This is a genomic window from Variovorax sp. P4_B11, from assembly GCF_056402355.1.
In genome coordinates this window covers 25714-49900 of sequence record NZ_JBFUHO010000041.1, presented here as the reverse complement: position 1 = coordinate 49900, position 24187 = coordinate 25714, and the positions used below count along the sequence as shown (strand labels likewise).

Below are 24187 nucleotides of genomic sequence, written 5' to 3'. Positions count from 1 at the left end.
AGAGCGGCGAGGAGCGTCCGAGCCGCGAATGCCTGCGCGCGATCACACGCCCTCGCCGAAGTCCAGCAGCACCTTGCAGCTGTAACGTGGATTGCGCTCAGCCAAGTCGAAGGCCCCGGCCACGTCACGGAAGTCAACCTTGTGGCTGATGATGCGGCCGGGGTCGACCAGCCCGCGCTGGATCCAGTCGATCACCGTCGGAAACATCGCGCAGTTCAGGCGCGAGGCGTACAGCGTCAGCTCCTTCTTGGTCAGCTCCTGCTGTGGAATCGCGGAGGGCGTCGCGGAAAAACCCAGCACCCCGATCCGGCCGGCAGGCGCCGCGATGCGCACTGCCTCCTCGATGATCGAGGGATGACACACGGCGTCATAGATCAAGGTCGGCCCGCCTTCGAGGCCCCGCTTGATCAGGGCTTCCGGAAGGTTTTCGCGCGACGTGTTGATGATCTCGTCCTCCGCCGCGCCGCAGTCGCGCGCCAGCGCCAGCCGCTCGTCGAAGTGATCGGTGATGAAGGCGCGAATGCCGTAGACGCGCTTGAGCACCTGCATCAGGTTGAGCCCGACCGGCCCGGCGCCGTAGATCAGCGCGACATCGCTCTGGAACACACCCGTGCGGTGCGTCACGTTCGCCGCCACCGCAAAGGGCTCGATCACCGATGCGCTGGCGTCGGCCAGGCCCTTGGGCACCACGTAGGCATTCCTTTCGGGCGCGCAGGCGTACTGGCTGAAGCCACCGTCGCGATGCACGCCGATCACCTGCAGGCGGCTGCACACGTTCTGCCGCCCGATCAGGCAGGCGTGGCACTGGCCGCAACTGATGACCGGGTCCACCACCACCGTCTCGCCGATGCGCGAAGCGCTGACGCCGGCGCCGACCGAATCGATGCGGCCGACGAACTCGTGGCCGATGACGCGCGGATATGAGACGAACGGGTTGTGCCCGTGAAAGATATGCAGATCGGAGCCGCAGATGCCCGCGTAGCGCACGCGCACGCGCACCTCGCCGGCTTGTGGGTCGGGCATGGGCCGTTCGCGCACGGCCATGCTGTTGGGTTGATCGACAACGACGCTCAACATGATGAAAGCTTCCTGTTGGTTTGAAATGCCTTGGGTGGCCTGAGTCACCAGTTCCACATCGAGCCGTCGGCAAGGCGCGCCACCGGCAAATAGGCGCGCTCGTACGGGTACTTCGCCGCCAGGTCCTCGTCGATGTCGACGCCCAGTCCGGGCACTTCGTCCATCACCAGATAGCCGTCTTCGAAGCGGTAGTTGTGCGGAAAGACTTCGTTTGTGAGCGGCGTGTGCGGCATCAGCTCCTGGATGCCGAAGTTGGGCACCCACAGCCCGAAGTTCACGGCTGCCGCCATGCACACCGGCGACAAGTCGGTCGCGCCGTGAAAGCCGGTGCGCACCTGGTACATCGCCGCGAAGTCGGCGATACGCCGCACGTGGGTGATGCCGCCGGCATGCGTGATGGTCGAGCGGATGTAGTCGATCAGCTGTTCGCTGATCAGATCCTTGCAGTCCCAGATCGAGTTGAAGACCTCGCCCACGGCCAGCGGTGTGGTGGTGTGCTGGCGGATCAGGCGAAAGGCTTCCTGGTTCTCGGCCGGCGTGGCGTCCTCGATCCAGAACAGGCTGTAGGGCTCGAGCTCCTTGCCGAGCCGGCCGGCCTCGATCGGCGTGAGGCGATGGTGTGCATCGTGCAGCAGGTGCGTTTCGAAACCGACAGCCTCGCGCACCTTGCGAAACAGCTCGGGCGTGTGGCGCAGGTACAGCGAGGTGTCCCACGGCTCTTCCGGCGGCAGGCCTTTTTCGGCCGGCTCGTAAAAGCCCTTGGTCTTGCCGACGCCATAGGTCTTGGCCAGACCCGGCACGCCCGACTGCACGCGTATCGCCTTGAAGCCCTCTTCGGCGTGCTTCTGCACGGCCTCGATCGCCTCGGCGTGGTCGCGGCCGTTGGCATGGCCGTACACCATCAGGCCGTCTCGGCTCTTGCCGCCGAGCAGTTGGTACACCGGCATGCCGGCGAGCTTGCCCTTGATGTCCCACAGCGCCATGTCGATGGCGGCGATGGCCGTCATCGTGACCGGCCCGCGCCGCCAGTAGGCACCGCGGTAGAGGTATTGCCAGATGTCCTCGATGTTGCGCGGGTCGCGGCCGATGAGGCACGGAAACACGTGTTCGTCGAGGTAGGACTTGACGGCCAGTTCGCGGCCGTTGAGCGTGGCGTCGCCCAGCCCGTGGACGCCTTCGTCCGTGACGATCTTCACCGTCACGAAGTTGCGGCCAGGGCAAGTGACGATCGTCTGGATGCGTTCGATCTTCAATTCAGTCTCCAGGAAGGAAGAATGGTGAGGCGCGCGCGCCTACAGGAACCCGACCGAGAACCAGGGCACGAACACCAGCAGCAGGAGCGCGATGAACAGCGCCGCCATGTGCGGCCAGACGCGCGGCATTGCGACGTCGGGCGATACCCGACCAATCGCACAGGCCGCATAGAAGCCAACGCCGAAGGGCGGCGCGAACAGCCCGAGGCCCATGGCGAAGATGACGACCATCGCGTAGTGCACCTCGTTGACGCCGACGAGCTTGGCGATCGGAAACAGCAGTGGCCCGAACAGCACGATCGCGGGGATCCCTTCGAGCAGACTGCCCAGCACCACGAACGCCAAAGCGGACACCAGCAGGAAGCCCATCTTGCCGCCTGGCACCGCCGTCATGATCTTGACCAGGTCCTGCGCAAAGCCCGACTGCGTCAGCGCCCACGCCATGGCGGTGGCGCAACCGACGATCAGCAGGATCGCACCCGACAGGGATGCCGTGTCGAGCAGCATCGGGTAGATGCGGCGCCAATCGAACTGACGGTAGATGAAGATGCCCGCCAGCAAGGTGTAGAAGATGCCGATGGTCGACACCTCGGTCGCGGTCGCCACGCCCTCGACCACCGCGGTGCGGATGATCACCGGCAGCGCAAGCGCAGGCAGCGCCACCAGCAGCAGCTTGCCGATCTGCTGGCGCGTCGCCTTGGTCACGCCGGTCATGTCTTCGCGGCGCGTCTGCCACCAGACAACCAGCGCCATCAGCACCAGGCCGACCACGGCCGGCATCAGGCCGCCGACGAACAGCGAGGTGATCGACACGCCCGTCACGGAGCCGACGGTGATCAGCACGATGCTCGGCGGGATGGTTTCCGACATGGCGCCCGAGGCCGAGAGCAGGCCGATCAGGTCGCCGTCCTTGCTGCCGCGCTTTTTCATCTCGGGAAACAGCGCCGGCGCAACCGCAGCCATGTCGGCCGCCTTGGCGCCGGAGATGCCCGACACGATGTACATCGCGCCCAGCAGCACGTATTGCAGGCCGCCGCGCACGTGGCCGATCAGGCTCACGAGGAAGTTGATCATCGCGCGGGCCAGGCCGGTCATCTCGATCAGCGAGCCCAGGAAGACGAAGAGCGGCACGGCCAGAAGGATCAGGTGAGACATGCCTTCCTGCATGCGGTTGGGCATGATCGACATCGGCGTGGTGGTCGAGAATGCCAGGTAGGACATGGTCGCCAGGCCAAAGGCGAACGCGATCGGCACGCCGATCACGATGCAGCCGACGAGCATGACCAGAAAGAAGACCACCAGGTTGATGTTTCCGAGGCTGACCAGCGCCGGCGACAGCAGCCACAGCGCCGCGCCGCCCAGCGCCACGGCGCCACCGGTGACCGCAATCTGCTTCCAGCTCGCCTGCTCGACCAGCCGCGCCACGGCAGTCACCAGCATCAGCACGGCGCCGGCGAACACGGCGCCTGCACGCCATCCCTCGCTGATGCCAAGCACCGGCGTCGAGACCTCGATCTCTTCGTGCCAATGCTCCCATGCCGGACCGGTCAACATGACCAGGAACGCGACCACCAGGGACATTCCCAGCGCGTCGAGCCAGGCGCGCCTTCCAGGCGGCAGGTCCTTGACGAAGGTCGTCAGGTGCATGTGGGCGGCACGCCGCAGTGCGATGCACGATCCGAGCATCGCCAGCCACAGGAACAGGATGCTGGCGAGTTCGTCGGTCCAGGTGATCGGCGCATGCAACGCATAGCGGGCGAAGGCGCCGCCTCCGAGGATGAGAACTTCGGCCACCACGATGGCGGCAGCGGGAATTTCGGTCACCCATGCCAGCAACCGGTCGAACCAGCGCGAGGTGGCAGGCGGGGCGAGATCGAGCGGGTCGACGGTGGACTGCATGGCGCGTTCCTGATCGGTCGTGGCGGCTGGCAGGCGTCAGACGAGCTTGCCTGCGTATTTCTCGAGCTTGGCCCAGGCCTCGTCGCCGTACTTGCCCTTCCACTCGGTATAGAAGCCCGCGCTCTTGAGCATCTCGCGAAACGGCGCCTGATCGGGCTTGTTGAAGGTCACGCCCAGCTTGGTCAGTTGATCCTGCGCGTCGGCGTTGAGCCTGGCGATGTCCTCGCGCTGCTTGAGTGCGGCGGCGTTGAGATGCTTCGCCAGCGACTCCTGGACTTCCTTTGGCAGGGCCTGCAGCTTCTTCGCGTTGCCGAAGATGAAGTGGCCATCCCAGGTATGCGCCGTCAGCGAGCAGTACTTCTGCACTTCGTAGAGCTTGGCACTCTGGATCAGCGCGAGCGGGTTCTCCTGCCCGTCGACCACCTTGGTCTGCAACGACGAGTAGAGCTCGCCGAACGGAATCGCGGTGGGAGATGCGCCCAGCGCCTTGAACATCGAGATCCAGAGCGGAATGCCCGGCACACGGATCTTGAAACCCTTCAGGTCGGCCGGCGTGACGATGGCCTTGCTGGCCGAGGTGATATTGCGATAGCCGTTGTCGAGGCATTTGTCATAGGCATACAGGTTGACCTTGGACAGTGCGGCTCGCACGTAGGCGCCCAGATCGCCGTCCATCGCGGCCCACACCGCGTCATAGTCCTTGAACGCGAATGCCACGCCGTTGATGCCGGCGGTCGGCACCAGCGTTTGCAGATTGGTGCCGGCGGTGGACATGATGTCGATGGCACCGGCGCGCGTCTGCGAAATCATGTCCGGCTCGCTGCCGAGTTGGCTGGTCGGGTAGACCTGCAGGTCGACCTTGCCACCGGTGTCCTTGCGGATCGCTTCGGCCGCTTCCTTGATGCGCAAGGTGCCAGGGTGATCGGCCGGAAAGGCGGTGCCGTACTTGAGCTTGATCTCGCTTTGCGCAAAAGCGAAGCGGGTTGGCAGTGTGGCGGCCACGCCGGTGGCGGCGATGGCAGTGGCGAACTGGCGGCGAGTGGGCGCGAAAGTCATGGCAATGTCTCCGTGAGGTCTTGTGATGGTGAGTGGTGCGGATGCGCGATTCAGCTGGATAGCAACGCAGTCATGCCGCCACGGCGCAGGGTGGACAGGTGCTGGGCCAGACGGCCGGCGAACACCGGCGGCCAGGGCTGCGTGCCGAACACGGCGCTGTGCGCCAATGCGGCGCTCGCCGCGTCGGTGTCGTTGGCGGCCTGCCTCACGCGCGCAGCGAGCGCCGCGGCGCCCGGGTCGCTGATGACCAACGCTTCGCCGCTGTCGCTGCGCTCGGTGGCCAGGTAATACAGCCAGGCCGCCAGCGCGCGCTCGAGCTGCGGGCGTTCCACAGCCGCCGCGAGGCTCTCGCGCAAGGCGGGCAGCCAGCGCACCGGCACCTTCTGGGTGCCGTCCATGGCGATCTGCTGCGTGCGGTGGGCCAGCGTCGGGTTTTCGAAGCGCTTGAGCAATTGGTGGCAGTAGGCAAGCACGTCGTAACCCGGTGGGGCCGCCACCGTCGCGCGCAGATCCTCCAGCATCAGGCGGCGCGCGAAGCCGCCGACCAGCGGATTCGCCATGGCGTCGGACACGGTCTCCAGTCCGCACAGCTGGCCGGCGTAGGCGAGCGCCGAGTGCGTGCCATTGAGCAGGCGCAGCTTCATCGCCTGATACGGACGCACGTCGCCGGTCAGCAAGGCGCCTGCGTCCTCCCAGGCGGGTCGGATGCCGGCGAAGCGGTCTTCGATCACCCACTGGGTGAACGGCTCGCAGACGACGGCAGCCTCGTCACGCAGGCCGAGCCGCACGGCAGCCCATTCGAGCGAGGCGGGCGTTGCTGCCGGCACGATGCGGTCGACCATGCTGTTGGGGCAGCCGATCTCGGCTTCGATGCGGCGCGCCAGCTTGGCATCGAACAAGTCCGCGTACTGCACCAGCAGCTTGCGCAAGGTGTTGCCGTTGCTGGCCATGTTGTCGCAGCACACCAGCGTCAAGGGTGCGCCGGCGGGGCGGCGGCGGATGCCGGCGGCCAGCACGCCGAGCGTGGTTTGCGGCGTCTGCGGATTCGCGAGGTCGTGGCGGACGGCTGCGTCGTCGGTGTCGAGGTCGGTGCTCGCCGGGTTCTGACTGTAGCCCTTTTCAGTGACGGTGCTGGTCACGATGGCCGTCGCCGGATCGGCGATGACCGCGATGACCTGCTCGAGTTGCCTCGGCGCGCACAGGGCGCCGCGCAGCGCACCCACGACCCGCGTGTGCGCATCGTCGCCGTGGCGCTCGGTGACCGAATACAGGTGGTCTTGCGCCGCCAGCGCTTCGGAAACGCGCGGGTCGCGCAGGCTCACGCCGACGACGCCCCAGCGAAGGTCGCCCTGGGCGACGACGGCCTCGGTGTAGAGCGCCTGGTGGGCGCGGTGAAACGCGCCCAGTCCGACATGCACGATGCCGCGCGCCAGGCGCGTGCGGTCGTAGGTCGGCCGCGCGACGCCGTCAGCGAGGTATCGCAGGCTGCGCTGCGAAAGCCGCGAGTTCTGATCTGCTGCCGAAGGCATCTGCGTTGTCTCCGATGATTCACCACAGTACCATGGTGGCATGGCACGATCTGGCGAGTCTAAGGAGCGAAATGAGCTCAAAATAGCGGGGAAACCCTGATCTCTAGACCTTTGTTGCGTGCACTACCATGGTGTAGAGTGACCCATCCAAGCAGCAAGCGCCTTCCACATGTCCGCCCGAGCCCCCGCCAGCGACCACAAGACCGATCCGCAGCGCACCGAAGGTGCGTTGGTCACCGCGTTGACCGGCTTCAAGCTCGACCCCGCGCGCTCCTATACAGCGCAGGTGCACAACCAACTGAGGGAGGCCATCGTGCGCGGCGCTCTGCCCCCGCGCACGGCGCTTTCGGAAGCGACGATCTCCAAATTGATCGAAGTGAGCCGCACGCCGGTACGCGAAGCGCTGGCGCAGCTGGCTGATGAGCAGTTGGTGCTGATCTACCGCCAGGTCGGCACGATCGTGGCGCCGGTGCGCCTGTCGCTGCTCGAGGAAGGCCGCTTCGTGCGCAGCACGCTCGAATGCGCAAGCCATGTGCAGCTCGCGCAGACCATCACGCCGGCGCAACTGACCGAATTCGGCCAGATCGTCGAACGCCAGCGCAACGCTGTCATGAGCGGCGAGATCGACCGGTTTTCCGAGCTGGATGAGTTGATGCATCGGCGCCTGTTCGAATTCGCAGGTCGCGAACACATATGGACCATGCTGGAACCCATCAAGCGCCAGTTCGACCGCGTGCGCTGGCTGCTGCTGGGCCACGTGGCCGGACACGCCGAGCGCGCGCTGAAGGAACATGAACAGATGCTGGCGCAGATGGCATCGCGCGACGTGGCCGGCCTGGGCGCGAGCGTCGCCTCCCACATCAATCACATCACTGCACACCTCGCGGCGCTGCGCGAGCAGGCGCCCGCAAGTTATTTTGCCGACTGAACGACGAAAGTCGGCTCAAGCGCGCAGGATTGCTGCTGCTTGACGAGCCGATGGAAGGCCTGGCACCGATCATCGCCGAGGAACTGGCCCGATCGGAATCCCCGCACCGCCGAGCATCTCCACGGCGAACATGCCGGCCGCATCGACCGCGTCGATGGCCACGCAGCCCAGGCGCCGGCGCAACTGCGGCGCCAGGCCGATGGTCGAGAAGCCCGTGCACGAAAAGGCGACCACGCGGGCGCCCTCGCCCATCAGCCGCTCGACGCAGGCGATCGTGCTTTCCAGGCCCCGGGGCGTGAGCAGGTCCGTCGTCTGCCGCACGCCTTCGGGCTGTCCGTAGGGCACGCGCTCGCCCAGCATCGCGCGAAATGGCGCGGGCGCTTGCGCGCCGATACCGATCACCGCGACCGGCAGCGCCAAGTGCGCGGCGATGCGGGCCGCGGCACTGCCAGCGCTGATCACCGGCACCGGCACGGCGGCGCGCAAGACCGCCAGCCCCGGATCGGCCGCGCAGCTGAGGAACAAGGCGCTACAGCCTGCGTCGACGAACTCACGGCCCAATTGCACGATCTTCGGCACGGCCAGCGCCTCGCTCGCGTCGTCGAAGATCCCGTTGGGCTGGCCGGGAATGCAACGCGTGAAGGTCTCCAGGCCGTAGCGGGCTTCGAGGATGCGTCCGTGTTCGAGCAGCACCGCTTCGTCGGCCGTGGTGAGTACTCGGATGATGCCAAGGGTCGCGGACATTCGATTCCTCAGAGGCCGATCTGCGCCGGGGCGTCGATCGAACGGACGGGTTGGCCGGCCTCGAACAGCCTGGCGGGCCAGGGGCCCGCCAGTTGCACCTCCGCGCCGCGCACGCGCAGCCAGTTGCTTTCGGGCAGGCCGATCACCTTGGCAGCCGGGTTGGCCGCCAGGTACTCGGCCAGCCGCTGGTCGCGGGTCTCGCCCTGGTGGCCGGCGGGCAGCGCGTTGGTGTAGTGCGGGTTCAGCTGGAACGGCACCAGCCCGAGCGCGTCGAAGCCACCCGGGTCGACGATCGGCATGTCGTTGGTCGTGCAGATCGTCGGGCACGCCAGGTTGGCGCCGGCGCTCCAGCCGACGTAGGGCGCGCCGGCACGGACCTGGGCGGTGATGAGCGGCAGCAGGCCTGCATCGCGGCAGCACTTGAGCAGGTTGAAGGTGTTGCCACCGCCGACGACGATGATCTCGGCCTGTTCCACCAGCGCGCGCGGATTGCCGGCCCTGTGCGCGGAGGCCACCTCGATGCCCAGCGGCGCGAACACGTCGGCGACGCGCTGCGTGTAGTCGTCCCAGGTGATGGTGACGCCGGCATAGGGAATGAACACGGCGCGCCTGCGGCCGCCGGCGACCTCGGCGATGGCCTCGCCGGCATGGGTGAGGTAGCCGCCGTCAGGGCTGCGGGAATTGCTCAGCAACAGAAGGTTCATGGGGTGATTCTCGACAGCTCAGGACAGCAGCTCCGCCGTCAGGCGTGCGATCAGCGCATTGGACAGAATCACCGGCAGGCCCGAGGCACTCGCCGCCAGCTCGCGATGCGCTTCGACGAAGCCCATGCAGTCCATCACCAGCAGCTCTGCGCCCTGCGCCTGCAGGTCGCGCGCGGCCTGCGCCAGCGATTCGGTCTCGGCCGCATACGGCGACGCCACGGCGCAGATCGGTTCGCGTTTCAGCGCCCGCCACTTGTGGGCTTCCGAGGCGACCTGCGACTGCAGCGGCACCACGATGCCGACCTGCCGGTCGCCGGTCATCGCCGCCACGCTGGGCGAAACGATCAGGTCGGGCTCGATGAGCCAGGCACCGTCGCACACCAGGCCGTCGAAGGCGCCGGTGCACAGCAGCAGGATGAAGCCGCAGCCCTGCGCGCGCAGCGCGGCGATCTTGCGGTTCATCAGCCCCAGCACCTTGGGCTTGCTGACCACCACCGAAGTGCCGTCGAGCAGCCGCGTGATCAGGGTGGCCTGGGCGGGCTCGGGCGCGTAAAGGCGCTCGATGTCGGCGCGCGAGAGGCCGTCCAGCAAGCCGGCGTGGATGCATTGCGCATAGGGGGACAAGTGCTGCGCCAGGATCGGCGTGATGTCGGGCCGTGGCGCCTGGCCGATGGTCAGTGTGCCGAGGGTGGTGACGCGGGTCATGGCGATCGTCCGGATCAGGCCGGCTGGCGGCGTTGCAGATGGGCGAGCGATCCGTACAGCTTCTGCAGCAGCGCGTATTCGTCCGCGTCGAAGAAGCGGCAGGTGCCGCGCGTGAACTCCTTCGCCACTTCGACCGCGAACTTGACGGCCAGCGCGATGTCGGTCTCGTGGCTCGCGCCGGTGCCGCAGCCCGGCACCACGCTTTCGGTGGTGATGGCGACGCCCACCGTCGGCGCCGCAGTGGCGATCGACGGCTGCAGGATGCTGTTCAGGTGATACACGCCGTTGCCGTAGGGCGTGATGTCCTGGGTGGTGATCGGGAAAGTCACCGCCGGCCGGCCCGAGCTCATTTCCATGATGCGCAGCAGATCCTCGGACAGGCGCAGGATGTAGCCCTCCTTCACCGTGGGCGAGATCGCGCAGCCCTTGTGGTTGACGATGCGGTTGCCCTTGGTGGTGTCGATGGACAACACGGCGTCCATCTCGGCGCTGACTTCCTGCGCGTTCATGTCCTCGGTGTCGACCGGCGAATCCATGAAATCCACCGGCTCGTGCGGCCGCGTAGGCGCGTCGGGGCAGATGTGGGTCGCCACGACCACGTCGCCGGGCAGCATGTCGCCCTGGGTCTGCATGTGGGCCAGCTTCAGCGCCGCCGCGACCGCAGCCACCGCGCCATCGGCGTCCGACACCAGACCGATGCGCGTGGGCCGCGCGCCGACGCCGCCGAGGCGGCCGACGATGCCGAGCGTGGGTGCGGGGCCGCCGGCCAGCTTGCCGGCGCTGCCGGGGATCACGATGCGCACGAAATCGGTCGAACCTTTCTGGCCGCTGATCCGGGTGACCGTGACTCTCACGTTGTCGTAGGCGGCGAGCAGCTTCACGACGGTCCGGCCGCTGGCATGCGCCGTGTCGAGGGCTTCGAAGACCTGCAATGTCTGAGCGAGGCTCATGGGTGTGTTTCCTTTTTTGGGGGGGTTATTTCTTGCCGAACCTGGCGGTGAGGGTGGCGTTGAAGAAGCTGAACAGCGCATCGCCCGCGATCACGCCGCCGGCGAACACTTCCATGTAGCCGCGGACCTTTGCGCCGCCGAATTTCTCGAGCAGCACACGCAGTGCGATGCCCACCGCCACGGCCCAGCCGGCCATCGGGTTGGCGATCAGCAGGCCGGTGGACAGCAGCACGCCGAGCTGGCGCTTCGGTCCGCCGATCAGCTGGATCAGCGCGCCGGGGATGGCCCAAAGGAACAGCGACTGCGCGATGCCCGGCACCGCGCCGGCGTTGATGGTGGCCACATACACCTTGGCCACCGGCGGCACCAGGCCCTGGGCGAAGTAGATGCCGTGCGCGATGTAGACCACCGGAATGGCGATCACGAAGGCCAGCATCGCGGCGATCAGCTGCTGCTTGCGGCCTTCGAGTTCGAACGCCGGGTCGGCGCCGTGGCCGCGCAGGATGAAGCCGGCCTTGAGGTCGTAGCCCATGTCGGCGAAGGCCGGGCCGGTGGCCACCGAGAAGCCGCACAGCACCGCCAGCGCCGTGACCGGAAAGCCCACCAGCAGGCCCAGCAGCAAGGTGATCAGCGCCACGGCGAAGGCAGGGAACCAGCCCGAGTGCATGGCGGCGATGCCGACGATCAGCTCGTGCACGAAGGCCGCGAACGCGGCATAGAGGATGAAGGCGATCAGCATGCCGGTCGACATGTCGGCGTACAGGCCTCCGAGCAGCGAGACGCCGGCCGCGAGCAGGATGTACGCGAGGCCGCCCAGGCGCAGGGTCTGGCCGACGCTGCGGCTGGCGAGGTTTTCTTCCGTCGCCTCGGCTTCGGCCTTGGCCGTCTTCTTCATCAGCACCATGCCGACCTGGAACAGCGCCACCAGGCCGGCACCGATCATCATGCCGTGCGGGATGTAGGCCTTGTTGATGTCGTAGCCGAACAGCGGCTGCGCATAGCCGCGCAGCAGCAGGCCCACGCCGAACATGCTCAGCGCCCAGATGTTGCCGATGAAGGCCGTGCCGAAAGCGGACATCGGTATCTTGAACCACGAGCCCACCGCGCCGACCAGCATCCCCGCGCCGAGCAGCGCCGCCTGCCTGCCGCCCTTGTCGCCGGCCTTGATGGCCTCGGCCGCAGCCACGCCCGGAGGCCAGGCGCCCGAGGCCGGGAAGATCTTGGTGTTGAACATGCGATACAGCAGGTAGCCGTCGAGCAGCATGGCCGCCGAAACGCCGAGGAACATCGGCAGCACCAGGTCGGGCCGGCCCATGAGGAAGGGAATGGCGATCGGCAGCAGCAGGCTGTTGGCCGCGCCGAAGGTGGCCGCGGAGATCGCGCTCTGCGCGAGGTTCTGGAAATGCACCGATCGGTATCCGCTCATCATCTGCAGCGGAATGCGCGCCAGGATCATCGCCACCAGCGCGCCGATGATGGAGGTGTTGGGCGTCACACCGAGCGTCACCAGCAACTGGATGCCGATGACCGCGCCGAAGACGCTGAGCAGCGCCAGCAGCACCAGGTTGGCGCCGGACAGCGCATGCGGATGGGACTGCGGCGTGAAGCGTGCCGCCGGGCTGGCGGCGCTGAACGGAACGCTGGATGGGGACGGCGTGGACATGGGAACCTCTTACCGGTGGTTGGAATGCCGAGCCCATGACGGGTCCCCGACGAGGCGACCGATGGCGGCGGCCTCGGTCATGAGATCCAGCGCCAGCGCCTGGATGCTGGCGGCATCGGCGTCGGCGCTGGGAAACGAAAGGCAGAACGCGAGCCGTTCGCGGGTGGTGGAGTCGCTCACCGCGCAGCTCACCGAACCGACGCCCGGAATGGATTCGTTGAGCGCATCGGCGTAGTGCCGGATGCGCACCTCGGCCAGGCGGGCGATCAGCGCGTCCACGTCGGCCGGCGCATTGTGGGAGACCGCGGGCAATGCACCCTGGAAACGTTGGCGCACCGCATCGTCCGTTTCCAACGCCAGCAGCGCGCGCCCGGTGGAGGTGGCCCAGGCTGGCGCTCGGTGGCCGGGGTAGGTCATGAGTTGCAGCGGATGGGTGCCCGACTGCACGAACAGCACCAGCACCTCGGTGCCGTCGAGCACCGAGAGGTAGCCCGTGTGGCCGCTGCGCAGGCACAGGCCCTGCAGCGCCTTCTGCAGCAGCGGGAACAGCTGGGTGGTCGAGCGCACCAGGCGCGACAGCTCCAGGATCATCAGCGCCGGGCCGAAAGCGCGGGTCAGCGGATCGCGCTCCAGGAAACCTTCGTCGGCCATCTGCCGCAGCAGGCGCGACGCCGAACTCTTGGGCATCGCCAGGTGATCGACGAGGTCGGTCACGGTGACCTGGCGCTTCAGCTTGTTGATCAGCCGGAGGATGACGCCGGCGCTTTCGAGTGATGCCATGAACGAGTTCCAAAAAATGGAACCTTGTGCCATAATATGACTCAATAGTGCATGATCTGTGCCATGGCGCGCAAGTTCTAGATTTTTTGCCTGCCGTAGGGCGGCACGTAGCCGCATGAAGGCGCCGGCAGGCCTTGCGCCGTCACCAGGCTCTCGCTCCAAATGGTGCCAATGCACCGGAACGGCGCATCAAGAACGGGTGCAGCCGCCGTCCCGGCGGCAGCACGTGCTGGCGGCTCCGGCGGCAAGCGCCTTTGCAGCCAAAAAAAAGCCTCCCGAAGGAGGCATGAACCGTTCGGCTGCGTGGAGCCGAGGGAGTCGAGTTCTTTCAGCGCGAGCCGCTCAGCAGCGTCGGCGTGCAGTAGCCGTTGCGATAGATGCTTTCAATGCTCCCCGCGACCCGGTCGGTGGTGCGCGCGGTCACGAACTTCGCCTGCGGCGTGCGATAGACGACGATCGTGCACGACAGGTGCTTGCTCAGCGTTCGGGCAACGCCAGTGGCCTGGCTGACGGTCGGGTACGTGTTCATGCGCTTCTTGTCCTTGGTGATCCGATGCATGAATAGTAGTACCAAGGTACTTAGAAAGTACATTTTGTAACCTCTAAGTACTACCATCTAGCGTGACAAAGTTCACAAGTCGCGATAAAGCCTTGCCAAGGCCGGYCGGATCCCGGCGCGGGGACCCGGCCGTCCCCGGTGACCGGCTCGCCGTCGAACCAGCCTGTCGTGCGCGACGGTGTGCTGAAGCTTCAAGCCACTTGATCTGCATGGTGTCGCCTGGCCGTTCATGCGTAGTCCAGCGGCAACGCGGTCGTGTACTTGATCTGCTCCATCGCGAAGCTCGAACTCACATCCGACAGCTCGATCTCGCGGATCATCCGCTTGTAGACCGCGTCGTAGGCCTTGATGTCCGGCACCACCACCCGCAGCAGGTAGTCGGTGTCGCCGCTCATGCGATAGAACTCGACGATTTGCGGAATGGCCGCCACCACGCTGCTGAAGCGCTTGAACCACTTCTCGTTGTGATTGCTGGTGCGGATGGCCACGAACACGGTCACGCCCACGTTGAGCTTGTCGGGGTCGAGCAGCGCCACCCGCTGGCGGATGTAACCCTCGCGCTCGAGCCGCTGGATGCGGCGCCAGCAGGGCGTGGCCGACAGACTCACCTGTTCGCTGACCTCCTGCAGGGAGGCACTCGCGTTGACCTGCAGCAGTTCGAGGATCGCCTTGTCGATTCTGTCCATCGGGGTATCCAAATCCAATATTGAATGGTGATTGAGTAATATTTTGCTTGCATATGGATCGAAGAGGCAAATTTCAGCAAAAGAAACCACTGCTTCCTTTCTAGACTGGAGCATCGCCTTCGCTTCCCTCCTGAAAGACCGGTCCGTTGACTTCCTTTGATTCCGAAACCCATCTGGTACGCGCCGGCCGCGATCCGTCCAGCCACGGCGGCATGGTGAACACGCCGGTGTTCCGCGGCTCGACCATCCTGTCGAATTCCCTCACCGAATGGGAATCGCGCAAGCTGCCGGGCAACCCCTACGCGTCCTATGGGCGCTTCGGCACGCCGACCACCCGCGCACTCGAAACCGCGCTCGCCGAACTCGAAGGCGGGTATCGCTCGATCGTCTTTCCCTCCGGCCTGGCCGCCTGCACGCACAGCCTGCTGGCACTGCTCAAGCCCGGCGACCACGCGCTGATCAGCGACAGCGTCTACGGCCCGACGCGCAGCTTCGCGACCCACGTGCTCACGAACTTCGGCATCGCGGTGGAGTTCTTCGACCCGCTCGCGGGCGCCGAGATCCGCCACCAGATCCGGCCGAACACGCGCGTGGTGTTCGTCGAATCGCCGGGCTCGGCCACCTTCGAGGTGCAGGACATCCCCGCCATCGCGCACGAAGCCCACAAGGTCGATGCCTTCGTGGTCCTGGACAACACCTGGGCCAGCCCGCTCTTTTTCAAGCCCTTCGCGCACGGCGTGGACATCTCGGTCCAGGCCGCGACCAAGTACATCGTCGGGCACTCCGACGCGCTGCTCGGCGCCGCGACCGCCAACGAGCGCGCCTGGGCGCTGCTTCAGCGCAGCGCGCACGACTTCGGCCAGACCGCCGGCCCGGACGATCTCTACCTCGCGCTGCGTGGCCTGCGCAGCCTGTCGGTGCGCCTGCACCGCCACTGGGAAAACGGCGTGCTGCTGGCCGAAAGCATGGCCCGCCACCCGATGGTGGCGAAGGTGCTGCACCCGGCCCTGCCGGGCGACGCCGGCCATGCGCTGTGGCGCCGCGACTTCAAGGGCGCGAGCGGACTCTTCGGGGTGGCGCTGCAGCCCGTCGGCCGCGCAGCGCTGGGTGTCTTCTTCGACAGCCTGGAACTGTTCGGCATCGGGCTGTCGTGGGGCGGCTACGAAAGCCTTGCGCTGCCGGTCGACGCACCCACGCGCGCCGTTCGCCCCTGGACGCTCGAAGGACCGCTGCTGCGCATCCATGCAGGGCTGGAATCCTGCAACGACCTGGTGCGCGACATGCAGTCGGCGCTCGACCGGATGCAGCACCACCTCTGACGCCCCGGCAGCCGAGGCGAACGGGTCCGGAGAATTATCTGTCGCAGCAGCTGTAGGAACTCTTTGAACTTTTCAGTCAATCGCCCTAAGCTTCAGTCAAATTTCAGTAGCCGGCCGTCCGGCCGCCGGTCGTCACGCACACGCTTTGCCAATCGACGGTCGTCACGAAGACGGTGCGCAGGTCGTCGGTTCATCCGCCGTACCAGCCTGCATCCACGTAGTATTCGCGCCCTGAGCATCGGGCTGCATCGTCCGACGCGAGAAAGAGCGCCATCGCTGCAACATGCACAGGGTCGATTCGCTGCTGCAGACACTGCGCCGCCACGACCTTCGCCTCACTTTCGGGCGATTGCCACAGCTTCATCTGACGGGGTGTGCGCACGGCGCCTGGAACAATGCAGTTGACGCGGACGTTGAATCCGCCCAGATCGCGTGCCAATCCCTTGGTCAGTCCCTCGATGCCCGCCTTGGCGGTCATGTAGATCGACAAATTGGCCAGCGCGAGGTGCCAGGAGATGGAGCCGAGATTCAGGATCACTCCTCCACCCGCTGCACGCATTCCGCTCGAGACGGCTTGTGCGCAGAAGAACTGGTGCCGCAAGTTGACGGCGATCCGTTGGTCCCAGTAGTCCATCGTGACGGCGCCAATCTCGTGCCGGTCGTCATTTGCCGCATTGTTGATGAGGACGTTGACCGGCCCAGCCGATGCCTCGATCGCCGCGAATGTCGCCTCGACGTCCTGGATTTCGGTCAGATCGCACCGGTGAAAGACAGGCGGGTGCGTGGCGTCGCCGAGTTTCGATTGCAGCGCACGGCCGTCCGAGTCGGCAATGTCTAGGAAGAACACCTTGGCGCCTTGCCGAGCGAAGGCCTCGACCATGACCGCGCCGATGCCGGAGGCGCCGCCGGTGATGACGACTCGCTTGCCGGCGAGACTCGGATAGATGGCAGACATGGATGGGTCCTTTTATTGATCTTGTCGCGCCTCAGGAGACGGCAATGCCGCGGGAGGACAGGTTCCGGTAGAGCGCCCGGACCCCGAAGGTCCAGGGCGCGATGGCGTCGGAGCGTTGCACATGATTGATCAACGCGCCCAGCGACGGCGTGGAGATCGTCACGCGGTCCCCGAGGCGGTGGGTGAAACCTTTGCCTTCGACCCCCCGGTCCTGGATGGGGGAGAACATCGTGCCGAGGAACAGGAGAAAGCCGTCCGGATACTGATGGTGCCGACCGCATGTCTGCTGCACCAGATCTGCGGGGTCGCGACTGATCTCGGCCATGCGGCTGGATCCTTCCAGCCTGAAGTCGTCCTCCTGCCCTTCAATGATCAGGCTCACGGTGGCCGTGCGGATCGTGTCCAGCGTGAAGTTCTCGTCGAACAGACGCAGGAACGGTCCGATGGCGCAGGAGCCGTTGTTGTCCTTGGCCTTGCCCAGCAACAGGGCACTGCGGCCTTCAATGTCCCGAAGATTGACATCGTTGCCCAGCGTCGCGCCAACGATCTGCGAGCGGCTGTTGACCGCCAGCACAATCTCGGGCTCGGGGTTGTTCCACGACGAGCTCGGGTGCAATCCGACGTCCGCGCCGAATCCGGCCGCCGACATGGGTTGCGCCTTCGAGAACACTTCGGCGTCCGGGCCGATGCCAACCTCCATGTACTGCGACCAGTTGCCCTGGCGCATGAGTTCACGCTTGAGCGCCTCGGCTTCGGGCGAGCCGGGTCGCATGGCCGACAGGTCCGACCCGATGGTGCGCTGCATGTCGGCCCGAATCTGCGCGGCTCTGGCGGCATCGCCACCGGCCTGCTCCTCGATGACGCGCTCCAGCAGGCTCACGGCAAAGGTGACGCCACATGCCTTGATGGCCTGCAGGTCGCACGGGGCCAGGACTCTCTCGGCGCCCGCTTCCTTCGCGGCACCCATCGACTTGTCCAACCAACCGGCGGCATCGCCCAGGGGATCACCCGGACAGGTGCGAACGAAATCAAGAAGGTCTTCGCGCTCGAGCAGATCCGACAGCGTGGGCGCCGAAGCGGTGATGTCAAGGGCCTGCCCCGCGCGAACGACGACGACACAGGGACCATTGATCTTGGCTGCACGCCAGACGCGTCCGACCAGCAAGGCGCTGGAAGCGTCAACGGGAAGAAGCGAGGAAGTGAAAGTCGATTGCATTCGAAGATCCGTGGTGTCAGCGCGCCGCCCAGAGCATGCCGCGCTCGAGGATCGTGCGCATCTGCGGCACCTCGAACTCCTTGGCGACATGGCCGAGCGCGCTATAGAACACCCGCCCCTGCCCGTGCCGGCGCTTCCACACCACCGGCATCACCACGCCTTCGATCCATGGCGCATGCTCGCCGGTGAAGGTCGTCGTGGCCAGCACCTCGTTCGACGGGTCGACGTGCATGTAGTACTGCTCCGAGTGGTAGTCGAAGTCGCCAATGCCCTTCGTCACCGGATCGTCCGGCTTGACGATGTTCACGCGGAAGTCGATGACGTTGCCGGGATGGGCCACCCATTGGCCTCCCGTCATGAACTGGTAGTCGACCGCCTCGCGAAAGGCATCGCCCATGCCGCCATGAAAGCCGGCGAGGCCGACGCCTTCGCGGACGGCTCGGGTCAGGTTGGCGAGTTCGTCCTTTTCGATCTTGGCCATCGTGATGATCGGAACGATCAGGCTCAGGTCCGCGATGGCCGGGTCCGCAAACGCCGTCGTCGAGGTCTCGACACGGACCTTGAAGCCGTGCCCTGTCAACATGTCCGAGACGATCTTCGCGCCCTGGTCCGGCTCGTGCCCACTCCAGCCGCCCCACACAATCATGGCTTCACGCATTTGAGCTACCTTTTCAATTCACTGATGAGTTCAGCCGAGGCCGCCGGCCGAGAACGCAGTCGGCAATATGTCCGGCCGCTCGGGCCGGGTCTCGATGCTCACATGGCGACCGAGTCGCGATGAGGTCTCGAACGCCTCCATCACTTCAAGAACATGAAGAGCCAGTTCGCCCGACGCACGATGCGGACGATTGGCGCGGATGGCATGCGCCATGTCGGCGACTCCGATGCTTCGGTAGTTCCCGTCTCCGTAAGCGTGTCCGATGGGCTGGTCGGCCCACTCCTGCCCGGCCTGGGCGAGCTGGATCGTGCCGCCGAAGTAATTCGGATCCGGCACGATCATGCTGGCCTCGGTGCCGTAGAGCTCGATGGGCACATGCCGGTGCTTCGGCACGTCGAAGCTGGTCGCGATCGAAACGATGGCACCTGAAGCGAATTCCATCGTGCCCGCGACATGGGTGGCTACTTCGACGTCGATCTTGATGCCCTTGAGCGGTTCGCTGGTGATGAGGCGCTCGCTGCGCACACGCGAGGTCGAACCTGAAACGCGCGCGACGGGTCCGATCAGGTTGACCAGCGCCGTGATGTAGTACGGCCCCATGTCGAGCATCGGCCCGCCGCCCTCGGCGTAGTAGAAGGCAGGGTTCGGATGCCAACGCTCGTGACCCGGACACATGAAAGTCGCCGTGCCCGCCACCGGCTTGCCGATGGCGCCTTCGTCGACGAGCTTGCGGCAGGTCTGGTGCGCGCCACCGAGGAAGGTGTCGGGCGCACAGCCGACGCGAAGGCCGCGTCTGTCGGCGGCTTCGAGCAGCGTTCGTGCGTGGGCTGTCGTAAGGCCCAATGGCTTCTCGGAATGGACGTGCTTTCCGGCGGCGATCGCCATGAGGCCGACTTCGACGTGTGCCGCCGGGATCGTCAGGTTGACGATGATCTCGACCGCAGGGTCGCGCAAAAGCGCATCGACCGAAACAGCCTTGAGACCGAACTGCGAGGCACGCGCTTGTGCCGCCTCCGGCTTCAGGTCGGCGACGCCCCGGATATCGAGCATGGGGAACTTCGTTGCGGCCTTCAGGTAGGCCTCGCTGATGTTTCCGCAGCCGATGAAGCCGATACCAACCTTGTCCATCAGCGATCCTGCACCGCGAAGGCGGAATACTTCTTCACGATGCCGGCGAGCTCGTTGTTCACCTTGCACCGCTTCAGAGAAAACGAAGAGAGGACCCGATCGATCTGCGATTCGGACAAGTCCTTGAACAGGCGGGCGTAGGTCTGCTGCATCAGGGCGCTGGTGTAGAAGCAGAGCACCGCCGAGCTGAAGCACTTGCGGTTGTAGTTCCTGGTGATGTTGTCGTCGCCGATGACGTCGTAGATCTGCTGCGCCAGTTTTCCGGTTTCCTGCTTGACCGGCGTCTGGGGCATCCACACCATCCAGTCGTCGGCGCCCAATTGCTCCTTCTTCCGGATGAAGTCGCCGACCCGCTGCCGGTACTCCGACTCGGGGTCGAGGGTCACCAGCCCCATCACGCCGACGTCCTTGTAAGTCCAGGTGGTCCAGTGCGCGCCATGGCGCTCGAAAATGCCGATCTGGTCGTCCATGGCACGCAGGCGGTCGGGCACCGATTCCAGGCCGCCGTTGTAGACCGATCCGAACTCGCCGACCCACAAGGGAGTGCCGTGCTTCTTCGTGAACACGGTGCCTTCGTGGTTCGTGAACTCCGTCTCTTGCCTCGCCAGGTCCCAGTGCTCGGGGCCATAGCTTCGGGACTGTCCCGCATCGATCGTTCCGGGATACTGGCCCGGGCCGAAGCCCGCGATGGTGTAGTTGTGGCTGCTGTAGACGAGGTTGTCCGCGAAGGGGGCCTCCAGGCCATCGAAGAGGTAGGAGTAGCGATCGCCCTCGAGAAAGATGATGTGCCTGGAATCGATCTCCCGCACCGCGTCGACGGCCCTCCGATAGACGGCGTTCATCAAGTCCCAGTCCGGACGGTAGTTCTTGTGGATGTTCCAGGGCAGGTCGCCGAACTGGTTGTTCACGCAGGGCTCGTTCATCAGGTTGAATCCCGCGACGACGGCCTCGTCCTTGTAGCGCCTGGCAATCTCCTTCCACAGGGCGATGAACCGGTCCTGGTAGTGCGCGTGGTTCCAGAACAGGCTGTGCCTGTTGGCATTGTCCGAATGCCAATGCACGTTCTGCCAGCCCTGGACGGCGTGCAGGTCGAGGATGGCGTAGAGGCCGTGCTTCTCGCACCACCGGAGCACCTGCGTCAGCCGCTGGAAGCCGGCTTCCTTGTAGACGAAGGGCTTGTTGTCGTCCTCGAAGTGCCTGTAGTTCAGCGGGAGCCTGACCACGGTGGTGCCAAGGCTCTTGAGGTACTCGATGTCTGACTCATTGAAGAAGTGGTCGTGGAATCGCTCGAAGAAGAATTCGGCCTTCGACTTCCCCAGGACCTCCGCCATCTCGAAGCGCAGCGTGTGCTCCGCGCCGGCGAACCCGTTGATGAAGTCCTCCATGTTCATCCAGCCGCCGACACAGGTGCCCCGGAGGCGCACGCTCTTGCCTCGGGCATCGACGATCTGGTTGGCCTTTACGCTCAGAAAATCCATTTGTCCTGCTCCTGTTGCATCAGTTGATTCGTTGTTCGGTCGCCGCATCGAACAGATGCGCGTGTTCTTTCCGTGCGGCAATGCGGATGATTTCGCCGGGCCCGGCGGTGATGCGCTCGCGGAACACAGCGCAGATCGCCTGTCCACCGATCTGCGCCATCACCTGGGTTTCGGATCCGGTCGGCTCGACCACCTCCACCGTGATCGGGAAGCCCGCGTCGTCGAGCACGAAGTGCTCGGGCCGGATGCCATAGACCGCCGGCAGTCCCGGCGTCGCTGTCGGCGCGTTCGAGAAGGGCAAGGTCAGGCCACCGGATCCATCGACCACGAAGCCCTCTCGCTCCACCTTCCCCTTGAGGAGGTTCATCGCGGGACTGCCGATGAAGCCGGCAACGAACAGGTTGCTCGGACGGTCGTACAGGTCGAGAGGGGCGCCCACCTGCTCGACGACGCCGTCATGCAGCACCACGATCTTGTCGGCCATCGTCATGGCCTCGACCTGGTCGTGCGTCACGTAGACGATGGTGGTTCCCAGGCGCTGATGCAGCGCCTTGATCTCGGTGCGCATCTGCACCCGAAGCTTGGCGTCGAGGTTGGACAGCGGCTCGTCGAACAGGAACACCTTGGGGTCGCGAACGATCGCCCGGCCCATCGCGACGCGCTGACGCTGGCCACCGGAGAGTTCCTTCGGCAGGCGACCCAGAAGCGGCTCGAGACTGAGGATCTTCGCCGCACGCGCGACTTTCGGGTCGATCTCGCTCTTCTTGGCGCCACCCATCTTGAGCGAGAAAGCCATGTTCTGCTCGACCGTCATGTGCGGATAGAGCGCGTAGCTCTGGAACACCATCGCGATGTCGCGCTCCTTGGGCGCGAGGTCGTTGACGACCCGCTCGCCGATGCGGATCTCGCCGCCCGAAATATCCTCCAGCCCGGCGATCATCCGCAGCAGCGTCGACTTGCCGCAGCCGGAGGGGCCGACGAGGATCACGAACTCGCCGTCGTCGATCTCGACATCGACGCCGCGAATGACGGGCACCGGGCCATAGTCCTTCTGGACTTTCCTGATACTCACCGAAGACATGGATCGATCCTTCTCAGCCTTTTACAGAGCCGGAGGTCAGGCCGGCGACGATGTGCTTCTGGGCGGCAAAGAACATGACCACGGCCGGAAGGATCGTGAGCGTGATGAATGCCAGCACCAGGTTCCAGTCGGTCGAGAACTCGCCCTGGTACGCCATGATTCCCAGAGGCCAGGTGTAGAGCGTCTCGCGGTTGAAGACCACCAAGGGCAGCAGGTAGGAATTCCAGCTGTGCACGAAGACGATCACCGACACCGTCGCCAGGATGGGTCTCGACAGAGGCAGCACGATGTGCCAGAAGAACCTGAAGTAGCCGCAGCCGTCGATCAATGCCGCCTCGAACAACTCCGCCGGAAGTTGCTTGAAGTAATTGCGGAACAGCAGGATGCTCGACGCCAGGCCGAAGGCCACTTGGGGCAGCACGACGCCCCAGTAGTTGTCGAGCAGGCCCAGGTCCCGGATCTGGATGAACAACGGCAGGATCGCGGTCGCCGCGGGGAACATCAATCCGAGAAGAAGGTAGTTGATGAGGAAGGTCGAGCCGAAGAACTGAACGTGCACGAACACGAATGCGGCCATCGCCGAGACCATCACCGTCAGCACGACCGTCAGCAACGCGATCACCGCGGAATTCCCCATCAATTGCCAGTAGCGGCTCCCGCCCAGGATGTCCCAGTAGTTTCGCCACTCCCATTGCGCCGGAATCCCGAAGGGATTGACGCGCAGGTCTCCGAGGGTCTTGAATCCGCCCAGGATGGTAGCGACCAGTGGGATCAGCACCAGGCCGGCAACGAAGAATAGCGCTGCGTAGCGAACGACCGGCGACATGGACGCCGACTTCGGCGCGGATGTATCGTGACTAGTCATGGCGCATCAGAACCCGCTTGTAGCCAAAGGCGAAGACCACGCAGATCAGGAACAGGACAACGCCGACTGCACTGCCGAATCCGATCTCCATGCGGGTGACACCGTAGTTGTAGAGGAAGGTCACCATGGTCTGCGTGCTGTCGGACGGACCGCCCTTGGTCAGCGGCATGATGAGATCGAACAGCTGGATCGACCCCAGGATCGCGAAGAACACCGACAGCCTGATCGTCGAGCCGAGCAACGGAACCGTGATCCGGCTGAAGATCTGCCAGCGGGACGCGCCGTCGATGCGAGCGGCCTCGTACAGGCTGCGATCGATCTGCTGCAATCCGGCGATGTACAGGATCATGTGGAAGCCGAAGTACTTCCAGATCACGACCACCAGGATGGCGTACATGGCGATCTCGGGTTCGGACAGCACATAAGGCGCCGTCGCTCCGAACGATTCCCAGATCTTGGCCAGCAAGCCGTAGTCGCCGTCGTAGACAAAGCGCCAGATCAGGCCGGCCGCGATCTCCGCCAGGATGTACGGCAGAAAGAAGATCAACCTGAACGTGGTCGTGCCGATCACCCGGTCGGCAAGCAATACCGCCATTGCCAGCGCCAATGGCAACTGCACGGCCAGCGACCCCACGATGATCAGCAGGTTGTTGCCGAGGGCCGTGTGGAACGCAGGATTGCGGAAGAGGTCCACGAAATTTCGCAAGCCGACGAAATTCGTGGGCACGCCATAGCCGTTCCAGTTGAAGAAGCTGTACCAACCGGCGGCCCCCATCGGCAAGGCGACGAACAGGGTGAACAACAAGATCGCCGGCGGAAGAAAGAACAGCACCACGGCCGTTGTTCCGCCGATTCGCTTGGATGGCTTGCGACGCCAGGCCCGCGACCTGCCCGTTAGGGCGGGCGCCACGGCACCTGCACTGTGATCGATCGTCGTCACGATGGCTCCTTCCC

At 65.3% G+C, this 24187-nt stretch carries 23 protein-coding genes; 2 read left to right on the top strand and 21 right to left on the bottom strand.

Annotation, left to right across the window (positions count from 1 at the left end; translation table 11 throughout):
* Positions 1 to 42: 42 nt before the first annotated feature.
* From AC1DYD_RS28425 to AC1DYD_RS28405, 5 genes are read right to left on the bottom strand one after another with little or no spacing between them, the layout of a single operon-like run.
* The gene (locus AC1DYD_RS28425; RefSeq protein WP_478176096.1) at positions 43 to 1077 is read right to left on the bottom strand and encodes a Zn-dependent oxidoreductase; all 1035 of its coding nucleotides are present in this window, start codon (positions 1075 to 1077) and stop codon (positions 43 to 45) included.
* Between the two features lie 44 nt (positions 1078 to 1121).
* Positions 1122 to 2330, bottom strand: a complete 1209-nt coding sequence (gene manD / locus AC1DYD_RS28420) for a D-mannonate dehydratase ManD (RefSeq protein WP_478176095.1) — start codon at positions 2328 to 2330, stop codon at positions 1122 to 1124.
* A gap of 39 nt (positions 2331 to 2369) precedes the next feature.
* The gene (locus AC1DYD_RS28415; RefSeq protein WP_478176094.1) at positions 2370 to 4229 is read right to left on the bottom strand and encodes a TRAP transporter large permease; all 1860 of its coding nucleotides are present in this window, start codon (positions 4227 to 4229) and stop codon (positions 2370 to 2372) included.
* Between the two features lie 36 nt (positions 4230 to 4265).
* A complete protein-coding gene (locus AC1DYD_RS28410) occupies positions 4266 to 5285 on the bottom strand; it encodes a TRAP transporter substrate-binding protein (protein ID WP_478176093.1) in 1020 nt (339 codons plus the stop codon).
* A 50-nt stretch (positions 5286 to 5335) separates the two neighbouring features.
* Positions 5336 to 6814 (bottom strand): mannitol dehydrogenase family protein, encoded by a 1479-nt coding sequence (locus tag AC1DYD_RS28405; protein ID WP_478176092.1) that lies wholly within the window; start codon positions 6812 to 6814, stop codon positions 5336 to 5338.
* A gap of 169 nt (positions 6815 to 6983) precedes the next feature.
* On the opposite strand from AC1DYD_RS28405, the gene AC1DYD_RS28400 reads away from it, so the two are divergent.
* On the top strand, positions 6984 to 7742 hold the full coding sequence (locus AC1DYD_RS28400) for a GntR family transcriptional regulator (protein ID WP_478176091.1): 759 nt from the start codon (positions 6984 to 6986) through the stop codon (positions 7740 to 7742).
* A gap of 69 nt (positions 7743 to 7811) precedes the next feature.
* On the opposite strand, the gene AC1DYD_RS28395 is transcribed toward AC1DYD_RS28400, so the two are convergent.
* The 8 genes from AC1DYD_RS28395 to AC1DYD_RS28360 form a co-directional block, all read right to left on the bottom strand.
* Positions 7812 to 8486 (bottom strand): aspartate/glutamate racemase family protein, encoded by a 675-nt coding sequence (locus tag AC1DYD_RS28395; protein WP_478176090.1) that lies wholly within the window; start codon positions 8484 to 8486, stop codon positions 7812 to 7814.
* Positions 8487 to 8494: 8 nt separating this feature from the next.
* Positions 8495 to 9190 (bottom strand): dipeptidase PepE, encoded by a 696-nt coding sequence (pepE, locus tag AC1DYD_RS28390; RefSeq protein WP_478176089.1) that lies wholly within the window; start codon positions 9188 to 9190, stop codon positions 8495 to 8497.
* A gap of 18 nt (positions 9191 to 9208) precedes the next feature.
* Positions 9209 to 9895, bottom strand: coding sequence for an AroM family protein (locus tag AC1DYD_RS28385; RefSeq protein WP_478176088.1), 687 nt, complete (start codon positions 9893 to 9895; stop codon positions 9209 to 9211).
* 14 nt (positions 9896 to 9909) lie between these two features.
* A complete protein-coding gene (locus AC1DYD_RS28380) occupies positions 9910 to 10845 on the bottom strand; it encodes a DUF1177 domain-containing protein (RefSeq protein ID WP_478176087.1) in 936 nt (311 codons plus the stop codon).
* Positions 10846 to 10870: 25 nt separating this feature from the next.
* Entirely contained in the window at positions 10871 to 12508 is a 1638-nt protein-coding gene (locus AC1DYD_RS28375) for an OPT/YSL family transporter (RefSeq protein ID WP_478176086.1), read from the bottom strand.
* A gap of 9 nt (positions 12509 to 12517) precedes the next feature.
* Entirely contained in the window at positions 12518 to 13288 is a 771-nt protein-coding gene (locus AC1DYD_RS28370) for an IclR family transcriptional regulator (RefSeq protein WP_478176085.1), read from the bottom strand.
* 328 nt (positions 13289 to 13616) lie between these two features.
* Positions 13617 to 13847, bottom strand: coding sequence for a hypothetical protein (locus AC1DYD_RS28365; RefSeq protein WP_478176084.1), 231 nt, complete (start codon positions 13845 to 13847; stop codon positions 13617 to 13619).
* A 227-nt stretch (positions 13848 to 14074) separates the two neighbouring features.
* Positions 14075 to 14533: an Lrp/AsnC family transcriptional regulator gene (locus tag AC1DYD_RS28360; RefSeq protein WP_478176083.1), complete on the bottom strand. Its 459-nt coding sequence runs from the start codon at positions 14531 to 14533 to the stop codon at positions 14075 to 14077.
* 212 nt (positions 14534 to 14745) lie between these two features.
* Between AC1DYD_RS28360 and metC the strand changes: the two genes are divergently transcribed.
* Positions 14746 to 15852 carry a cystathionine beta-lyase gene (metC, locus tag AC1DYD_RS28355; protein ID WP_478176119.1) on the top strand — a complete coding sequence of 369 codons (1107 nt, stop codon included), beginning with the start codon at positions 14746 to 14748 and terminating at the stop codon, positions 15850 to 15852.
* Between the two features lie 190 nt (positions 15853 to 16042).
* Here metC and xylB read toward each other — a convergent pair whose 3' ends face one another.
* From xylB to AC1DYD_RS28315, 8 genes are read right to left on the bottom strand one after another with little or no spacing between them, the layout of a single operon-like run.
* The gene (gene xylB / locus AC1DYD_RS28350; RefSeq protein WP_478176082.1) at positions 16043 to 16807 is read right to left on the bottom strand and encodes a D-xylose 1-dehydrogenase; all 765 of its coding nucleotides are present in this window, start codon (positions 16805 to 16807) and stop codon (positions 16043 to 16045) included.
* Positions 16808 to 16838: 31 nt separating this feature from the next.
* Entirely contained in the window at positions 16839 to 18023 is a 1185-nt protein-coding gene (locus AC1DYD_RS28345; protein WP_478176081.1) for a fumarylacetoacetate hydrolase family protein, read from the bottom strand.
* Between the two features lie 16 nt (positions 18024 to 18039).
* Positions 18040 to 18681, bottom strand: a complete 642-nt coding sequence (locus AC1DYD_RS28340) for a ThuA domain-containing protein (RefSeq protein ID WP_478176080.1) — start codon at positions 18679 to 18681, stop codon at positions 18040 to 18042.
* 30 nt (positions 18682 to 18711) lie between these two features.
* Entirely contained in the window at positions 18712 to 19809 is a 1098-nt protein-coding gene (locus AC1DYD_RS28335; RefSeq protein WP_478176079.1) for a Gfo/Idh/MocA family protein, read from the bottom strand.
* A complete protein-coding gene (locus AC1DYD_RS28330) occupies positions 19809 to 21287 on the bottom strand; it encodes a glycoside hydrolase family 5 protein (protein WP_478176078.1) in 1479 nt (492 codons plus the stop codon). The genes AC1DYD_RS28335 and AC1DYD_RS28330 overlap by 1 nt, the downstream gene beginning before the upstream one ends.
* A gap of 19 nt (positions 21288 to 21306) precedes the next feature.
* Complete coding sequence (locus tag AC1DYD_RS28325; RefSeq protein WP_478176077.1) at positions 21307 to 22368, bottom strand: ABC transporter ATP-binding protein; 1062 nt, start codon at positions 22366 to 22368, stop codon at positions 21307 to 21309.
* 13 nt (positions 22369 to 22381) lie between these two features.
* Positions 22382 to 23194 carry a carbohydrate ABC transporter permease gene (locus AC1DYD_RS28320; RefSeq protein ID WP_478176076.1) on the bottom strand — a complete coding sequence of 271 codons (813 nt, stop codon included), beginning with the start codon at positions 23192 to 23194 and terminating at the stop codon, positions 22382 to 22384.
* Between the two features lie 31 nt (positions 23195 to 23225).
* Entirely contained in the window at positions 23226 to 24173 is a 948-nt protein-coding gene (locus AC1DYD_RS28315) for a carbohydrate ABC transporter permease (protein ID WP_478176075.1), read from the bottom strand.
* Between the last annotated feature and the right edge of the window lie 14 nt (positions 24174 to 24187).

What these genes read in the sequence shown, in the direction of transcription:
- AC1DYD_RS28345 (WP_478176081.1), bottom strand. Translation starts at nt 18,023, where the DNA reads ATGCAATCGACTTTCACTTCCTCGCTTCTTCCCGTTGACGCTTCCAGC.
- AC1DYD_RS28370 (WP_478176085.1), bottom strand. Translation starts at nt 13,288, where the DNA reads ATGGCATCACTCGAAAGCGCCGGCGTCATCCTCCGGCTGATCAACAAG.
- AC1DYD_RS28375 (WP_478176086.1), bottom strand. Translation starts at nt 12,508, where the DNA reads ATGTCCACGCCGTCCCCATCCAGCGTTCCGTTCAGCGCCGCCAGCCCG.
- AC1DYD_RS28385 (WP_478176088.1), bottom strand. Translation starts at nt 9,895, where the DNA reads ATGACCCGCGTCACCACCCTCGGCACACTGACCATCGGCCAGGCGCCA.
- AC1DYD_RS28330 (WP_478176078.1), bottom strand. Translation starts at nt 21,287, where the DNA reads ATGGATTTTCTGAGCGTAAAGGCCAACCAGATCGTCGATGCCCGAGGC.
- AC1DYD_RS28320 (WP_478176076.1), bottom strand. Translation starts at nt 23,194, where the DNA reads ATGTCGCCGGTCGTTCGCTACGCAGCGCTATTCTTCGTTGCCGGCCTG.
- AC1DYD_RS28340 (WP_478176080.1), bottom strand. Translation starts at nt 18,681, where the DNA reads ATGCGTGAAGCCATGATTGTGTGGGGCGGCTGGAGTGGGCACGAGCCG.
- metC (WP_478176119.1), top strand. Translation starts at nt 14,746, where the DNA reads ATGGTGAACACGCCGGTGTTCCGCGGCTCGACCATCCTGTCGAATTCC.
- AC1DYD_RS28380 (WP_478176087.1), bottom strand. Translation starts at nt 10,845, where the DNA reads ATGAGCCTCGCTCAGACATTGCAGGTCTTCGAAGCCCTCGACACGGCG.
- pepE (WP_478176089.1), bottom strand. Translation starts at nt 9,190, where the DNA reads ATGAACCTTCTGTTGCTGAGCAATTCCCGCAGCCCTGACGGCGGCTAC.
- AC1DYD_RS28365 (WP_478176084.1), bottom strand. Translation starts at nt 13,847, where the DNA reads ATGCATCGGATCACCAAGGACAAGAAGCGCATGAACACGTACCCGACC.
- AC1DYD_RS28410 (WP_478176093.1), bottom strand. Translation starts at nt 5,285, where the DNA reads ATGACTTTCGCGCCCACTCGCCGCCAGTTCGCCACTGCCATCGCCGCC.
- AC1DYD_RS28360 (WP_478176083.1), bottom strand. Translation starts at nt 14,533, where the DNA reads ATGGACAGAATCGACAAGGCGATCCTCGAACTGCTGCAGGTCAACGCG.
- AC1DYD_RS28405 (WP_478176092.1), bottom strand. Translation starts at nt 6,814, where the DNA reads ATGCCTTCGGCAGCAGATCAGAACTCGCGGCTTTCGCAGCGCAGCCTG.
- AC1DYD_RS28335 (WP_478176079.1), bottom strand. Translation starts at nt 19,809, where the DNA reads ATGGACAAGGTTGGTATCGGCTTCATCGGCTGCGGAAACATCAGCGAG.
- AC1DYD_RS28415 (WP_478176094.1), bottom strand. Translation starts at nt 4,229, where the DNA reads ATGCAGTCCACCGTCGACCCGCTCGATCTCGCCCCGCCTGCCACCTCG.
- AC1DYD_RS28395 (WP_478176090.1), bottom strand. Translation starts at nt 8,486, where the DNA reads ATGTCCGCGACCCTTGGCATCATCCGAGTACTCACCACGGCCGACGAA.
- AC1DYD_RS28325 (WP_478176077.1), bottom strand. Translation starts at nt 22,368, where the DNA reads ATGTCTTCGGTGAGTATCAGGAAAGTCCAGAAGGACTATGGCCCGGTG.
- AC1DYD_RS28425 (WP_478176096.1), bottom strand. Translation starts at nt 1,077, where the DNA reads ATGTTGAGCGTCGTTGTCGATCAACCCAACAGCATGGCCGTGCGCGAA.
- AC1DYD_RS28400 (WP_478176091.1), top strand. Translation starts at nt 6,984, where the DNA reads ATGTCCGCCCGAGCCCCCGCCAGCGACCACAAGACCGATCCGCAGCGC.
- xylB (WP_478176082.1), bottom strand. Translation starts at nt 16,807, where the DNA reads ATGTCTGCCATCTATCCGAGTCTCGCCGGCAAGCGAGTCGTCATCACC.